The sequence below is a fragment of the Streptomyces sp. NPDC088747 genome (assembly GCF_044751025.1).
Classification (GTDB): Bacteria; Actinomycetota; Actinomycetes; order Streptomycetales; family Streptomycetaceae; genus Streptomyces.
On the sequence record NZ_JBIVKZ010000009.1, the window covers coordinates 271534 to 287842 of the forward strand.

The 16309-nt window shown below is 71.4% G+C and carries 11 protein-coding genes; 2 read left to right on the top strand and 9 right to left on the bottom strand.

Annotated elements, in window-relative coordinates; all coding sequences use genetic code 11:
• Window positions 1–59: 59 nt before the first annotated feature.
• The 8 genes from ACIP79_RS22760 to ACIP79_RS22795 form a co-directional block, all read right to left on the bottom strand.
• The gene (locus ACIP79_RS22760) at window positions 60–905 is read right to left on the bottom strand and encodes a S1 family peptidase (RefSeq protein ID WP_401226109.1); all 846 of its coding nucleotides are present in this window, start codon (window positions 903–905) and stop codon (window positions 60–62) included.
• Between the two features lie 132 nt (window positions 906–1037).
• On the bottom strand, window positions 1038–2576 hold the full coding sequence (locus ACIP79_RS22765; protein ID WP_383679426.1) for an RNA polymerase sigma factor: 1539 nt from the start codon (window positions 2574–2576) through the stop codon (window positions 1038–1040).
• A gap of 407 nt (window positions 2577–2983) precedes the next feature.
• The gene (locus tag ACIP79_RS22770; protein WP_401226111.1) at window positions 2984–3871 is read right to left on the bottom strand and encodes a FadR/GntR family transcriptional regulator; all 888 of its coding nucleotides are present in this window, start codon (window positions 3869–3871) and stop codon (window positions 2984–2986) included.
• Window positions 3872–4033: 162 nt separating this feature from the next.
• On the bottom strand, window positions 4034–5794 hold the full coding sequence (locus ACIP79_RS22775) for an ATP-binding cassette domain-containing protein (RefSeq protein ID WP_401226114.1): 1761 nt from the start codon (window positions 5792–5794) through the stop codon (window positions 4034–4036).
• A gap of 123 nt (window positions 5795–5917) precedes the next feature.
• The gene (locus tag ACIP79_RS22780; protein ID WP_383679419.1) at window positions 5918–6676 is read right to left on the bottom strand and encodes an NUDIX domain-containing protein; all 759 of its coding nucleotides are present in this window, start codon (window positions 6674–6676) and stop codon (window positions 5918–5920) included.
• 130 nt (window positions 6677–6806) lie between these two features.
• Entirely contained in the window at window positions 6807–8696 is a 1890-nt protein-coding gene (locus tag ACIP79_RS22785) for a glycogen debranching N-terminal domain-containing protein (protein WP_401226117.1), read from the bottom strand.
• A 1015-nt stretch (window positions 8697–9711) separates the two neighbouring features.
• Window positions 9712–9879: a hypothetical protein gene (locus ACIP79_RS22790; RefSeq protein ID WP_401226120.1), complete on the bottom strand. Its 168-nt coding sequence runs from the start codon at window positions 9877–9879 to the stop codon at window positions 9712–9714.
• A gap of 114 nt (window positions 9880–9993) precedes the next feature.
• Window positions 9994–11496, bottom strand: coding sequence for a DUF4192 domain-containing protein (locus ACIP79_RS22795; protein WP_401226122.1), 1503 nt, complete (start codon window positions 11494–11496; stop codon window positions 9994–9996).
• 640 nt (window positions 11497–12136) lie between these two features.
• Here ACIP79_RS22795 and ACIP79_RS22800 point away from each other — a divergent pair.
• Window positions 12137–14326, top strand: coding sequence for a RecQ family ATP-dependent DNA helicase (locus ACIP79_RS22800; protein ID WP_401226125.1), 2190 nt, complete (start codon window positions 12137–12139; stop codon window positions 14324–14326).
• Between the two features lie 221 nt (window positions 14327–14547).
• Window positions 14548–15183 (top strand): hypothetical protein, encoded by a 636-nt coding sequence (locus tag ACIP79_RS22805; protein WP_383679412.1) that lies wholly within the window; start codon window positions 14548–14550, stop codon window positions 15181–15183.
• A 458-nt stretch (window positions 15184–15641) separates the two neighbouring features.
• Here ACIP79_RS22805 and ACIP79_RS22810 read toward each other — a convergent pair whose 3' ends face one another.
• Window positions 15642–16271 carry a hypothetical protein gene (locus ACIP79_RS22810; RefSeq protein ID WP_401226129.1) on the bottom strand — a complete coding sequence of 210 codons (630 nt, stop codon included), beginning with the start codon at window positions 16269–16271 and terminating at the stop codon, window positions 15642–15644.
• Window positions 16272–16309 lie beyond the last annotated feature (38 nt).

Genomic DNA, 16309 nt, shown 5'->3' on the forward strand with positions numbered 1-16309 from the left:
GCACTCGTACCGCTTCACGACTCGCGCTCAGCGCCTCCGCCAGGCATCCGTCAGCGCCCTCAGCGGGTGGCGTCGGGGACGTCGGCGGGCGCGGTGCCGTCGAGTGCCTTGGCGACCCCGGAGACGCGCGTATAGACACCGGGGCTGCCCGCCCGCCCACAGCCGCTTCCCCACGACACCAGCCCGATGAGCCGCCCCTGGGCGACCAGCGGTCCGCCGCTGTCCCCCTGGCAGGCGTCCCGGCCGCCCGCGACCTCCCCGGCACAGAGCATGGTCGCCGCCTCGTAGGTGCCGACCGTGCTGCCCGGATAGGCCCGCTCACAGGCCGCGTCGGCGAGCACGCTCACCCGCGCGGCCCGCAGACTGCGGGCGTAGTCGCCGCCGCCCGTGGTGTCGCCCCAGCCGTAGACGGTGGCGGCCGTACCCGGCTCGTACGCGGCGTCTCCCGCGGGTGCCATCGGGATGACCGAGCTCTGCGGAAGCGGCGTCGAGAGGGTGAGCACGCCGAAGTCCCCGGCGTTCGTATCACTGTCGTACTCCGGATTGACCCAGATGTCGGTCACCGGGATCTCCTTGCCGTCGTTGGACAGCAGATCTCCCCGGCCTGCGATGACCTTCAGGTCGCGGACCTGTTGTGACGACGTTCCCAGCACGTCCGGGCCCAGGCAGTGGGCCGCGGTCAGGACCGAGGACGGGCCGATCACGACCCCTCCGCAGAACTGCCCGGCGCGGGTACCTCCGAACCGGTCACGGCTGGACAGCGCCACCGTCCACGGACTCTCCGAGATCTCGACCGGAAAACCGCCGATGATGATGCTGTCGGCCGCCGCCGGGGCGGGTGACACCAGTGGTATCGCGGCCGCGGCGGCCCCCAGGGCCAGCACCGAGGCAAAGGGACGGCGCATGCGCGCTCCTCACTCTGGGATGGTCATCGAAAACCCAGAGTGATCCAGGACGCAGGCGCCCGCACCCCGCGCACACACGAAGGGCCCGGCTCCCCCGTGGGAGCCGGGCCCTTCGTGACGTACGGCGAAGGCCTAGTCGAGGTAGTCGCGCAGCACCTGCGAGCGCGACGGGTGACGCAGCTTCGACATCGTCTTGGACTCGATCTGGCGGATCCGCTCGCGCGTCACGCCGTACACCTTGCCGATCTCGTCGAGGGTCTTCGGCTGACCGTCGGTGAGACCGAAGCGCATCGAGACGACGCCCGCCTCGCGCTCGGACAGGGTGTCGAGAACGGAGTGCAGCTGCTCCTGGAGGAGCGTGAAGCTGACCGCGTCGGCCGGGACGACGGCCTCGGAGTCCTCGATGAGGTCACCGAACTCGCTGTCGCCGTCCTCACCCAGGGGGGTGTGCAGCGAGATGGGCTCGCGGCCGTACTTCTGGACCTCGATGACCTTCTCGGGGGTCATGTCGAGTTCCTTGGCCAGCTCCTCCGGGGTGGGCTCACGGCCCAGGTCCTGGAGCATCTGGCGCTGTACGCGCGCGAGCTTGTTGATGACCTCGACCATGTGCACCGGGATACGGATGGTGCGGGCCTGGTCGGCCATGGCGCGGGTGATCGCCTGACGGATCCACCAGGTGGCGTACGTGGAGAACTTGTAGCCCTTGGTGTAGTCGAACTTCTCGACCGCGCGGATCAGACCGAGGTTGCCCTCCTGGATGAGGTCCAGGAAGAGCATGCCGCGGCCGGTGTAACGCTTGGCCAGGGAGACCACCAGACGGAGGTTTGCCTCCAGGAGGTGGTTCTTGGCGCGGCGGCCGTCCTCGGCGATGATCTCCAGCTCGCGCTTGAGCTTCGGCGCGAGCTTGTCGGCGTTGGCCAGCTTGTCCTCGGCGAACAGACCGGCCTCGATGCGCTTGGCGAGCTCGACCTCCTGCTCGGCGTTGAGCAGCGGGACCTTGCCGATCTGCTTGAGGTAGTCCTTGACCGGGTCGGCGGTGGCACCGGCGACGGCGACCTGCTGGGCAGGCGCGTCGTCCTCGTCGTCGTCGGAGAGGACGAAGCCCTTGTTCTCGGCTCCCTCCTCTTCCTCCTCACCCGGCTTGGCACCCGGGGTCTCCTCGGCCGCCTCGTCGTCGACCAGCTCCGCGTCGTCCTTCTTGGCGGTGGTCTTCTTCGCGACAGCCTTCTTGGCGACCGTCTTCTTCGCGACGGCCTTCTTCGCGACCGTCTTCTTGGCAGCGGTCTTTTGGGCGGTCGCGTCCTCAGCCGAGTCGTCGTCGGCGGGCGCCGCCGGGGCAGCGGTGGCGGTGGCCTTCTTGGTGGTCACCGTCTTCGCCGCGACCGTCTTGGTGGCGGTGCGCTTGGCCGGACTCTTCGCTGCGACGCTCTTTCGGGGGCGCTTTGGCTCCGCGGCACTGACCATCAGCGTCACACCCTCTTCCTCGAGGATCTGGTTGAGGCTGCGCAGTACGTTCTTCCACTGAGTGGCCGGAATCTGGTCAGCTTCGAAGGCCCGACGCACGTCATCGCCGGCGATCTGCCCCTCAGCCTTTCCCCGCTCGATGAGCGCCATGACAGAGACGGACTCGGCGATCTCCGGCGGGAGCGTACGGGATGTGCTGGCCGACACGAACAACCTCTCGGAACGTTGGAAAACGGCTTCCGGCCCCGTCCGGTACGGACAGGAACCGACGACCGCCGACTTGGGGATGGGCCGACGGCGCGGGCGGGGGCCGGGAAGATGCACAGCGCCATGAACGGCGTCTGTATTCCTTCCTCGGCTGCCACCTCTTAGGTCATCGCGCTGCCTCGAAGAGCGTTACGCCCAATCTGCGTGGCCCGAGTCACACCCCGTAAGCGCGCAAAAGCGGCCAGATACGGTCAGAAGAGGTCAGTCGATGGACCCACCGAACCACCACGGCACCGGACCCCGCCAGGTCCGGAAAGGATCCGACGGGGTCCCACTGGGGATGGTTCGCCGACCGCGCGATGCCACGTGAGGGCATACGCCCCCGCCGCGTCGCCCTCGGTGCGCGGTCAGTGCTCGCGCGGCGCGGGCACCACGCGCTCCACCTCGGGATGGACGGTCAGCAGTTGGCGCATGGCGACCTCGGCCGCCGTACCGTCGGCCGAGGCGAGGGCGTCGACGATCCGGGCGTGGTGTCCCAGGGAGGCGTCGTTCGGCCGGTCGCAGCCGGTGATGGGGTTGCCGGAGACCTGGAGCGCGGCCGACACGATCCCGGAGAGGTGCTCCAGCATCCGGTTCCCGGCCAGCTGGATGAGCAGCGCGTGGAATTCGGCGTCGGCACGCGAGAAGGTGAGCGAATCACCCTGCGCCATGGCATGGCCCATGATCTCGACCATGTCGCCGAGCCGCTGCTGGACGTCCTCGCGCCCGTGACCGGCGGCGAGACGCGCGGCGAGCGGCTCGATCGTCCAGCGCAGCTCGCTCAGCTCGCGTCGCTGGTCGTCGCGCTGCGGTCCGAAGGCCCGCCATTCGATGATGTCCGGGTCGAGGAGGTTCCAGTCGCTGACGGGGCGCACCCGCGTACCGACGTTGGGGCGGGCGCTGACCAGCCCCTTCGCCTCCAGGACACGCAGCGATTCACGAACGACGGTACGGGAGACCTCGAATCGCTGCCCGATCTCCTCGGGAACGAGCGGGCGGTCCGCGCCCAGGTCTCCGGAGACGATCATCTGGCCAAGCTGCTGGACGAGTTGACCGTGCAGCCCGCGTCCGCGGCTGCCGGCGGCACGACGCCCCACGCGGCCCAGCTCGGGGTCCACGCCCTCCCACGCGGAGGGACCCACGCGGCCGGCACCAGGAGCCTCGGCATAGGGGTAACGGTTGAGTTCGCCCGGGCCGGCCAGGCCGGAGTCTGCGGAACGGGCGGCGGTCATCATGGTCTGCGCAAGGGTACTCACGGAACCTTTGTCGGCGCTGTTTCCAACTCCCTTGAGGTCTTTGGTGAAAAGCACACGAAAGGGTGATCGCTCACCCCGTCGCAATTGACGCCTTATCGGAAAGAAATGGGCGTTCTCCGGGGAGTTGTGCGCACCGCGGAACCGGAAGGGCGCCGTCGGTCGTCATCGGACCCGGGTTCGCAGGGTCGTGAGCAGATATGCACAGAGCAGAGCGGTCAGCGACAACATCAGAGCGCCACCGACAGGTTGGGCGACCATCCGCACCCCGGCCTCCAGATAGCGCTCTCCGCCGAAGGGCCACTGCATCAGCACCAGCTCGCGCAGCCGTCCGGAGAACCCGGCCGCGGTCCGCACAGACGGCCCCTCCAAGACCTTTTGTACGAGCGGTACGACGACGATCGGCACGGCGAGCACTGCCGCGAGCCCGGCGGCTGTGGACCGGAAGATGCCCGCGGCGAGTACCCCCGCCCAGGCGCAGCCCACCACGAGGCCGGTCCAACTAGCGCCCAACGACAACCAGTCGGCGGGAACTCCGGTGAGCTCCCCTCCGTATACGAGGTAGAGCGCTTCGAGGTCGCAGCCCACGGTGAGAATGGCCAGCAGCAGCGCGGTGGCCGAGGCCACGAGGAGCTTGGCGGTGAGCAGTCCCAGGCGGCGCGGGACGGTGCCGCGGTCCGCGGCCAGGGCGGGGTGGCGGAACTCGTCGCCGAAGGCGATCGCGCCGAGCAGTCCCGCGCCGAGTGCGGCGGGCGGCAGCGGAAGTTCCTGTGGCCACGCGGCCAGCAGGCGTGGCTGGGGCGTGTGGCCGATCCGGGCGAGCAGGACGGACAGGAGGGCCGAGACGACGAGAACGGCGACGGCGGTGAGGTAGCCGGTGCCGATTCCCGCCGCGCGACGCAGTTCGTAGCGCAGCGGGCGCAGCGGACTCGGCGCGTGACGTACGGCGATGGGCGGCGGGAGCGGGGAGTGCACGTCCGCGGTCGGCGTTCCCGCCGTGTTCGGCTTGTCGCCTGTTCGCGCCTCCCCCTCGGCGGGCGGCGCGGCCGGTGGCCCCATGTCTCCGATCTCGTCCGCGAGTTGGTGTACGAGGATGCCGTGCCGGTGGGCGGTCTCGCCGACGTCGGCACAGGTGCTGCCGTACACGGAGAGCCGGTTGCCGTCCTCACGCACGATCTCGACGGAACGCCGCGCGGTACGGGCCTCCTTCGTCAGCAGGGCGCCGAGCCGGGTGGCGTGCGGGCTGAGGACGGCCACGCGTGGGCGCAGCCGGGTGCGGGCGAAGTCCGCGGCCTCCTGGTCGGCGACGAGGCGGCCACCTTCCAGCGTGACGACCCGGTCGGCGGTGTGCGCGGCTTCCTTGGGGTCGTCCGTGGTGAAGAGCACCGTGCCGCCCTGATTGGCGTGCGCGCGCAGAATCCCGTGCAGCCAGCGGCTTTCGCGGGTGGACAGCCCGTCGGCCGGGCCGTCCAGGACGAGGGTGTGCGGGTCGGACAGCAGGGCGCAGGCGAGACCGAGGCGGCGGTCCATGCCGCGCGACAGGGTGCCCAGGCGCTCCTCGCGCAGGCTGACGAGCCCGACCACTTCGAGGACTTCATCGGCACGCCGTACGGGCACTCCTGCGGCTGCGCACAGCATCCGGAGCTGCCCGCGGACGGTGCGCGCCGGGTGGCCGGGCACCTCGCCGAGGAGGACGCCGACCTCGCGCGATGGGTGCGCGATCCGGTGCAGCGGGCGGCCTCTGAAGTAGGTTATTCCGCGGCCCTGTTGGAGTTCGAGCATGAGCCTCAGTGCCGTCGTCTTGCCCGCTCCCGGGGCTCCGACGATCGCGGTGACCCTGCCTCCGCGCGCATCGAAGGACACGTCGTCGACGGCGGGCGGAAGCTCCTTGCGAGGGTTGCTTGTCAGTCCGATGGCCTGGATCACCCAAAGCAAGATAGCGCTATATGTCCGTTTTCTCGGGCACCTTGGCCCTCTTCTCGAACTGGACTCGGGGTGACAGTGACCCCACTTGATCCCCGAGCCCGTACCTGTGTTCGTCCCTCTTCGTCAGACCTCGGGGCGCAGCATGGGCGGGTTGAGCAGCGTGGCGCCACCCGCGCGGAAAAGCTGGGCCGGGCGACCGCCCTGGCGTGTGGTCGTACCTCCGGTGGGGACCAGGAAGCCCGGCGTGCCTGTCACCTTGCGGTGGAAGTTGCGCGGGTCGAGCGCCACACCCCACACGGCCTCGTACACCCGGCGCAACTCGCCGACGGTGAACTCGGTCGGGCAGAAGGCGGTGGCCAGCGAGGAGTACTCGATCTTGGAACGGGCCCGCTCCACACCGTCCGAGAGGATCTGCGCGTGGTCGAAGGCGAGGGGTGCCGCCTGCTCGCCGTCACGGCCGTACCCACCCTGTTGCAGCAACTCCTCGACGGGCGCCCAGCGCGCGCTCTTGGCGTCGCCGCCTGCCCTGGGCGCGGGCAGGTCAGGGGCGAGGGCGAGATGGGCGACGCTGACCACCCGCATCCGCGGGTCACGCTTGGGGTCGCCGTACGTCGCGAGCTGCTCCAGGTGCGCGCCGTTGTCCTGTGCGGGAGCGGCTGGGTCATGGGCGCACAAGCCGGTTTCCTCGACCAGTTCGCGCGCCGCCGCCTGCGCCAGATCCTCGTCGGTCCGCACGAAGCCACCGGGGAGCGCCCACCGCCCCTGGAACGGCAGCTCGCCCCTCCGGACCGCCAGCGCGCACAGGGCGTGACGGCGCACGGTCAGCACAACCAGGTCCACGGTCACGGCGAAGGGCGGAAAGGCCGACGGGTCGTAGGGCATGCCGCGATCATAGTCGTCTGCCTGACGATAAACACGCCCTTCGTCGGCCGCTTCCACGGCTGGCCCCCTTCCTCCCGGTCAGCGTCTCTCGGCTTGTGGCCGACTACCGGGCAGGGCCCGTCGCACAAGATCACATTCCCAACTGAAGCCCTTCGCCCGCCTCCTCGACCATGGCCAGGCCCAACCTGCTGACCCGTACGGAGAAGGGGGCGCCCGCGACGCGCAGTCCCGTGAGGCCGATCTCGCCCAGCGGGGCGCCGCGGACCGGCCGCAGGGTCACCGTGCCGGCGGGGGCGTCGGGGCGGATCCCCGCGAGGCAGGTGAGGAGCAGCACTCCCGCCGCAGCGGCGGTCGCCGCCGGTCGACAGGCCGCGGGGTGGGGCAGCGGGACAGCGCCCTGGGAGCGCGGCTCCCCCGCGTACATCTCGGGCAGCCGGTGCCCGAACGCCTCGGCCGCCGCCAGCACACCGTGCAACAGGGAGCTCGCCTCCTTCTCGTAGCCGGCCGACGCCAGCCCCGCGACAGCCACCGCGCTCTCGTGCACGCGTACGGCGCCCGCGCGGTGACCGAACGGGTTGTACGCGGCCTCCTTCGCCCCGAGGCTGCGCAGCCCCCAGCCCGAGTCCATCGCGGGGCCTCCGAGCAGCCGCGCGAGCTGCTCGGTCTGCACCTTGTCGAGCAGGCCGGGGGCTGTCGTGCCGGAGCCGAGCAGACCGGTGTCGAGGAGGTGGACGGCACCCGCGGCGAGGTGGGACAGGAGGCATCCATCGGGGGCGCGGGCAACCGCCGGTCTGCCGCCGCCCCGGTCCTCGACCCAGAAGTCCTCGCGGAACGCGGTCCGCAACTCCTGAGCCCACTGCCGCAGCCACGCACCACCCGGCCGGCCATGAGCGTCGAGCAGATCGGCGCCCAGAATCGCGGCCCGATGGGCATGCGCCTGAGTCTCGCAGCGGAGCGGCCCTCCGGGGTACGAGTCGGGTAGGTAGGTGCCGTCACCGACAGCCGTGCGCAGCCAGTCGAGGCAACGCTCGGCCGTGGGCAGAAGCAACTCGGCCTCCGACGCTCCGAGCCCCCAGCGCCGGGCCTCCGCGAGCAGCACGGGGAACAGCAGGGTCGCCTCGGTGGCCGTGCAATGGGGCGGCAGGTGCGGTCCCGCGTCCCTGCGCGGTCCGGGAATAAGGCCGGCCCGCGGGCCCGCGAGTTGGGTACGCGCGAGAGTCCGCAGGGTGCCCAGGGCGAGCCGGGTGCCGAGTGGCAGCGTCATCCGCGCGGCTGCGAGCGCTTCAGCCGGTGCCAGGCCGCACCGCCAGGGCGCCCCGGCCGCGAGGTGCGTGTCGGAGGGGTGCCTCGGGTCTCGCAACGACAGAGCCCGGAGATCCTCGACACAGCTGTGCAGCAAGGGCTGGACCCTCGGGTCGTCGCCCGCTGCCTGAGCCTGGGCGAGCGGATTTACCGCGCCGCGACTCACCGTTCTGTTGGCCCCCGAACCGTCCGGCCGTACACGCAGTTCCAGGCTTCGAGTGCCGCCGGGAGGCAGTTCGAACTCCCAGCGCAGCAGACCCGCTGAGGCCAGCGCGTCCGAGGGCGGAGGGTCGGCGGTGACGGTCGAGTGGCCCCTGACGCAGGACCAGCGCAGGCCGGAACCGTGGACGCTGGCGGGCAGTTCGGGCCCGGCCCTGCCCGCGGCGACCGAACTCAGTTCCGCGAGATCCGTGCCGAGCGCCACTTCGACGGGCAGCCGCAAGGTACGGGTGGCGGCGCTTCGCAGGGTGATCCGCTCCGTGCCGTCCGCGTGGCGGGTCCGTTCGACGATGACGTCCGGATCGGGGCTTCCGTCGGCGGACGCACGCAGCGTCCCCACGAAACGGGCACGGTCGGCCGTGAGCATTCGGGCCTGAACCGCGAGCGGTTCGCGCCCGCCGACCCGGACCTGGCAGCGGGAGAGCACCCGCCGTCCCGCGCGGTAGAAACCCTCCAGCCCTCGGCCGGTCAACTGCCCCTGATCCGTGGAGATCGCCATTCCGGGCAGGGCGACACAGATCAGGAACGTGTGGGCGGGTGGTAGTTCCCTGGTCCGGGGCGCCAGGGACAACGGCGGCCCGGGATCCGAAGAGCGCCTGCGATCCGGAGGGCCGCTGGAATCCGGAGGGCCGCCCACCCCGGCGGCGAGGGCGGACCAGGCGCTGCCCCTTGCGGTGCGCGGATCCGAAGGCCCACCACGACTCGTGAAGGGCAGCGGAACCTTGCGAACGGGCGGACGATCGCCGTCGGGAGCCGAGGGCGGAGGGGGCAGGGACATGGGGCGGTTTCCTCCGCGCTCGGCGCGCCTGGGGCGCACTCGGCGCCAGGTGGGGGGCTCCGGAGGGGCGGGGCGGTGCGGCGGCGCGGCCCGGCCACGGTTCCGCTACACAGGTGAACGGAACGGCCCCACTCAGGGTCACGCTCTGCGCTGGGGAAGGCGACCGAATGGCGGCGGGGTGGCGGCGGGCAGGGGGTTGAACGGCATGTGGGGTGGGGTGGTGGCGGGCAGGAGGTTGAACGGCACGTGGGGTGGGGTGGTGGCGGGCAAGGGGTTGAACGGCTCGTAGGTGCGATGGCGGCGCGACCGGCGTGCGAGGCATATCTGGCGGGGGCGACGTGTCGGGCTCGGCCGATTCGGCGCGGGAAGCCGACGCGGCGCGCGAAGCTGACATGGCGGGAGCGGACGCGACGGCGGGCGCAGAGACGGCGGGCGCAGGCAACACCGTCAGCTCCACTGGCCCCATCCGGTGGGCTGACACCGTCGATGTGACTGGCACCGTCGGCTGGGCGGGCTGGGCGGACGCGGCGGCAGCACCTGGCACCCTGAGCGTCGCTGGCGCCACCCGAGTGCCCCGCACCACCGAGACGACTGACACCGTCGACAAGGCAGGCTCGGCCGGCACGGCAACCGCAACTGACACCGTCAGCGTGCCTGGCGCCACCCAGCTGCCCCGCACCCTCGATACGACCGGCACCGTCGACACAGCGGCCTGGGCCGACACGACAAGCGCGACTCACGCCCTCAGCCCCACCGACGCCACCCACCCCACCCGGATGACCCGCAGCCTCGCCATGACTGGCACCGTCCACAGGCCCGGAACCGCCCGCAGGCTCAGCACCGCCCGCAGGCCCGGCACCGTCGACATGACCGGCACCATCAGCATCGCCACTCCGACAGCCACGACCAGGAAGCCTGACGCGGTACACACCGTCGCAACTCCCCTCGGGCCACGCGCAGTCGTTGGTGTCACCTCGCCGCAGGTGCCGTGCCCCGCCGATTCGGTAGGAGCCGGCCCTCACGAATCTCCCTCCGCACCGTTCTGCCCAGCTTCACGGCGGGTCCGTGACCGACGGCTCGCGCCTTCGCCCGCACGCTCGGATCCCTCCCCGACGGGCGCGGCCCTGTCCACGGGCCGTCGGCGTCCGGCGCTCCCCGCCCCGGATCCCCCCGGGCTCCGCCGACCTGGACGCGCCTGGCCGCTCCCCGCCGATCGCACCCGGCGTGGACGCCGGGACGCGGATCCCAGGGGCGGGGCCGCGACTACGGACGCCCCGGAGCCGTCCGCATCTGAGCCGACGGCCACGGACACCACACTGTCGGGCGACTGTGCCCGGGACGTGGGGCTTGAGAGTCCGAAGGCCAGCCCCGGATCAGCTGCCGGGATGGGCGCCGCGTCGAAGTCCCTCGCCTGCTCCGTGGTCCCCGGGACACGGCCGCTGCGCTCCCCGCGCAGACAGCGGCGGACCGACTCCGGGTCCAGTCCCTCGTTGCACGCCTGGTGGAGGAGGCGGGCGAAGAGGTAGTCCGGATCGGCACCGAGAGCCATGGCCAAGGCCTCCCGCGCCTCCAACTCGTCGCCGGTCGACCAGGCGACCCACCCGGCGAGCGTGAGGGGAGCCGCGGCGTGCTCGCGGTAGGAACCGACGCAGCGTCGTGCCAACGCCCGCCACAGCCGCAGAGCAGGAGCCGCCTCGTCGCCCTCCATCCACTCCGCGGCGCGGTCACGGGTCGTGCGGTCCTGAAGGCCGAGAATCAGCGTGGCGGCCTCCCCGTACTCCAGCAGTCCGTCGTCACGCAGGTCCGCCGGACGCGTGCCGGACACCGGTGGAGCGTCGGCGAACCGGACCATGACCTGCTTGGCGAGGCCGAGGGTCTCCTCGGCGACAGCGGCACGGTTCTCGTCGTCCAGAATCCTGGGAACCAGCGCCACGCTCGCCGTGTCCAGCGCGACCTCCTGGTCCAACGCGGCCCCGGTCTCCCACGGAATGAGCCTGGCCGTCAGTTCCCGCAGGCTGCCCCGCACTTGGAGTCCCGCGTAGGTCGCTGCGGCAGCCAGAACCGAGGTGCCCGGCAGGCCCATGGACTCCCCCTCGGGGGAGCAGCATCCCTGACCCGGACAGCAGTACGACCAGAAACGACCGTCGGAGATACAGAGTGCCTCGATCACCGGCACGTCGAGTCGGCCGCAGGCGGTTCGCAGCAACTGTGCCAGTGCACGCAGGCGCTCCATGACCTCCCGTCCCGACTCGCCGATCCCCGGCTCCTGGCACAGGTAGGCGACCATGCTCTCGGGCCGGGCACCCCGGCGTTCGCTTCCCTTCACCAGGCCCTGCGCCAACTGTTCGGCCACGGAAGGCCAGTCGTCCGTGTTGGCGGGGATGCCCAGCCGCGCACGCCCACCGAAGCGACCGCGCCGCTCCCCGTCGTGCAGGGCGACCAGCACGATGCTGTCCTCGGGCCGATACCCGAGCAGGTAGGGCAGAGCGTCCGCCAGCTCCGCCGGAGTGCGCAAGGTCACCTGGTGCTCGCCCCGCGGGCCGCCGAGGATGCCATGGCCCGCCCGCTGCCCGGCGACATGGGGTCCCGAGTCAGACTCGGGGGCGCCGCGCTGTGATCCCTGCCCGACGAGACCGTGACCCTCGCGCCCGCTGGTCCCGCCGGCATCCGCACGACCGCCATCACCCGCACACCCGCCGGTCCCACCGTCCCCCGCGCGCCCGCCAGTCCCGCCATCGCCCCAGCGACCGCCGGTCCCGCCATCGCCCGCACGTCCGGCGACCGCGTCGAGCCCCGCCCGCCCTGTGAACTCGCCCCGCTCCTCCCCGCCCGCGGGCTCATTCCCTCCGGCGTACGCGGAGTACGCGTCGTTTCGGGGCTCGCCGGTCAGGTCCTGCCCGCCGCGCCCGAGACGGCCGATACGCCTGCTCTGCTCACCGCGCCCGACCGACCCGCCTGTGTCTTCGCCATCGAAACCGTTGTCGGACATGTCGCCGGACCAGCCGGTCGCTTCGTCGTGATTCGTCATGCCGTGACCATCCCGCGGATCTCAACATTCCGCTTTGCCCTGTGGATAACCACGACCATGATCACGACAAGAGTTGTCCACAGTCCGCCGGCCTCGTTCGCGCTATGTCCGACCCATCGGGTTGCATGGGGCCATGACCAACGAAGACCCGCGACCCACAGCCGACGAAGACCTGCGTATCTCCGCCGATGCCGTGCTGGCCCGCCTTGTCGGCGCCCGGCCGGGCGAGGCCCGGCTGCGCGAGGATCAGTGGCGCGCCATCGAGGCTCTGGTGGCCGACAAGCGCAGAGCGCTGGTCGTACAGCGCACCGGCTGGGGCAAGTCCGCGGTGTACTTCGTCGCGACTGCCCTGCTGCGCGAGCGGGGCGCCGGCCCCACCGTCATCGTCTCGCCGCTCCTGGCGCTCATGCGCAACCAGGTGGAGGCGGCGGCTCGCGCGGGAATCCGCGCGAGGACCATCAACTCCTCCAACACGGAGGAGTGGGAGACCATCCAGGCCGAGGTGGCGGCGAGCGAGGTCGACGTTCTCCTGGTGAGCCCCGAGCGGCTCAACAACCCCGACTTCCGGGACCAGGTACTGCCAAAGCTGGCGGCGGCGACCGGGCTGCTCGTGGTCGACGAGGCGCACTGCATCTCCGACTGGGGCCACGACTTCCGGCCCGACTACCGGCGGCTGCGCACCATGCTCGCCGACCTTCCGCCCGGCGTTCCGGTCCTGGCCACCACCGCGACGGCGAACGCGCGCGTGACGGCCGATGTGGCCGAGCAACTGGGCACGGGAGCCAGCACGGACGCTCTCGTTCTGCGTGGGCCCTTGGACCGGGAGAGCCTGAGCCTCGGCGTCCTGAGGCTCCCGGACGCCGCCCACCGGATGGCCTGGCTCGCCGAGCACATCAGCGACCTGCCGGGCTCCGGCATCATCTACACCCTCACCGTGGCCGCCGCCGAGGAAGTCACCGCGTTCCTGCGCCAGTGCGGACACACAGTGGCGTCGTACACCGGAAAGACGGAGAACGCGGACCGCCAGCAGGCGGAGGAGGACCTGCTCGCCAACCGCGTCAAAGCCTTGGTCGCCACCTCCGCGCTCGGCATGGGTTTCGACAAGCCCGACCTCGGATTCGTGGTGCACCTGGGGTCGCCCTCCTCCCCCATCGCGTACTACCAACAGGTGGGGCGTGCGGGGCGCGGGGTGGAGCACGCGGAGGTGCTGCTTCTGCCGGGCAAGGAGGACCAGGCGATCTGGCAGTACTTCGCTTCGATCGCCTTTCCTCCGGAGGAGCAGGTGCGCCGCACGCTCGACGTCCTGGCACAGGCCGGCAGGCCGCTCTCCCTGCCCGCCCTCGAACCGCTGGTGGAGCTGCGCCGGTCCCGGCTGGAGACGATGCTCAAGGTTCTCGACGTGGACGGAGCGGTGCGACGCGTCCAGGGCGGGTGGATCTCCACGGGCAACCCATGGACGTACGACACCGAGCGCTACGCCTGGGTGGCCAAGCAGCGGGCCTCCGAGCAGCAGGCGATGCGCGACTACATCACGACGACCGAGTGCCGAATGGAGTTCCTGCGGCGACAGTTGGACGACGAGGGAGCGGCGCCGTGCGGGCGCTGCGACAACTGCGCCGGGGCCCGGTTCGAGGCATCCGTGTCCCCTGCGGCACTGGACACGGCCAATGGCGAGCTCGGCCGCGCGGGTGTCGAGGTCGAGCCCCGGAAGATGTGGCCGACGGGCCTGCCCGCCGTCGGCGTCGAACTGAAGGGACGTATCCCGGCTGGCGAACAGGCCGGGACGGGGCGCGCCTTGGGGCGACTCTCGGACATCGGCTGGGGCAACCGGCTGCGGCCGATCCTCGCACCTCAAGCCTCGGACGGGCCCGTCCCTGACGATGTCGCCGAGGCCGTGATCGGTGTGCTGACCGACTGGGCGAAGGGACCCGGCGGCTGGGCGTCGGGACAGCCCGACGCGGGGCCTCGCCCTGCCGGCGTCGTCACCGTGGCCTCGCGGACGCGTCCGCAGTTGATCCAGTCGCTGGGGGCGCGGATCGCGGAGATCGGCCGCCTGCCCCTGCTGGGTTCCGTGGAGTACGTCGGTGAGGCCTCCCAGACCTCCCAGATTCCCCGGAGCAACAGCGCTCAGCGACTCAAGGCGCTCGATGGGGCACTGACCGTGCCGCCCGAGTTGGTTGCCGCTCTCAGAGAGGCGGGAGGCCTCGTGCTGCTGGTGGACGACACGACGGAGACCGGCTGGACACTCGCCGTTGCCGCGCGCATGCTTCGACGAGCCGGTGCGCAGGGGGTGTTGCCGCTGGTCCTCGCCGTGCAAGCGTGACTCTTGTGTCACCGTCAAGAACAGTGGGCATGGATATACACGACGTATCGTCGGAATACGGTCGGTGGCCCCAATTGCTCGTTGCCGCATCCAAGTTCGGCAGGAAGAATTGGAAGCGCTCCCCGCATGCCTCATCGGTGGTCCGGTAGGGCTGTGCCGCGGCGCGCTCCCCCAAGTCCGACCCCCGCCCGCAGTCTGGGCGCGTAGCCGAAGGGAGGAACGTGACCTTCGGATTCTCTCCGTCCTCGGCGGCATCCATGTCGACGTCTGCCGATCTGTCCGCCGCTTCCGCCGACCCACTGGCCCGGATGCTCGAACCCGCCGAATGGGCTTCCGCCGGCATTCCGTTGTTGCGCAACCCCCGTGAGGTGGTCAGCGGGCTGCACGCGCGACATCGGCCGCGGCCCGCGACCGCGGTCGTGGCGGTCCTGGATCCGGACGAGCGGCTGAGCGCGAGCGCTTCGTTCATCCGGCGTTCGGCGCCGGCCGACGGCTGGATGTTCCGCAACGCGCTGCTGGCGCAGTTGCGGCGGGTCATCCCGCACGACCTGCGACGCCGCACGCCGGTGCGTACGGCCGTGCTGCTCTACTGCCGTGACGGCGACGCGCGTTGGACGGAGGAGGACGGGGCGTGGATGTGGGGGCTGCGGGACGCCTGCACGCTTCATGGGCTGCGATGCGGGGCGTACATCACGTTGACGCGTGACGGCTGGCAGGTCCTCGGCGAGGGCCGCGGCGGTCGCCGCCCGAACACCGACTCGCCTCCGGAGTACTTCACCGCGGGAGAGGCGCTGCCACCGATGCCGCGCACCGGCGGCAGTGCCTCAGAGGTGCTGCGTCGGGCAGCCGCGCGCTGAGCGCGCCGCGCCGGGGACATTCACCCGCCCACGGAGGCCGATGCCGAGGCGATGACCTGCCCGGCACGCTGAAAGGACGTACGGCGGGGCACGGCGAGGAAGAAGACCTCACACAGACCGACCGAGGCGAGCCCGCGTCTCGGCCACACGCCGCGAACCCAACCTCGTACGTCACATAAAAGGCGGACGAGCGAAACGAACAGCACCACAGTGCGCCAAGGCCCACGAAAGGCCCGTGGCGTACATCGCGCCGAGCCCGCGACGAACCAGACCGCCCCGGAGCAACTCCCCGGCCAGGACGACCGGACCGCGCACCGCATCACATCGGATCACCGACGAAACTTCCCGCGCAGAGACACAGCCGTCGGCGCACGTCAAGATGACCACCGGACAGGTGCCGCCGCGACGGCACCCTCAACGTCCGCCCGAGCGAGCCCCGGACGAGGTCCGGAGCGAGCTCAGACCCCCGCGCCAAGCACCGAGTTGATCACCTGCGGGTCTCCGCAGACGATCAGCAGGGCACCGGCCCGGCCGCGGGCCAGCGGCAGCGCGGTAGCGGCGACGGCCTCGGGACCGCCGTTGACGGCGACCACGACGACGGGACGGGACGCGGCCCGGCCCACGGCTGCGGCATCGGCGTAGAAGACGTCGTCTCCCGCGTCGTGCTGCGCCCAGTACGCGGCCTCGCCGAAGGAGAGTTCGTGCGCTGCCCACGGGTGCGGATCGCCGGTGGTGACCACCAGAACCTCACCGGGGGCACGGCCCGACTCCAACAGCAGGTCGACAGCTTCTTCGGCGGCGTCCAGCGCGCCCTCGGCCGAGGCCGGGATGAGCTGGATCTGCGGAGTGGCGGCGGCAGCCGGAGCAACCGCCGGGACGGACGGCCCCGGAGCGGCCATGACCGGCTCGTGTGGGGTGCGTTGGGCCGGCATCGGCCGGACAGGACCCGGGCGGCCGGGACGCGGCGGTGCCGCGGGACGGGGGCCGGGTACGGGACGGGGGGTCGGCGCGACGCGGCCACTGGCCGGAGTAGCGCGGGGACCCTGGGCACTCTCGTGAATCTGAGGCTCCTCGGGAATGAGAGGCATGAGCTGATTTTTATCAAACGCCGGTGCGACTCGCGTCG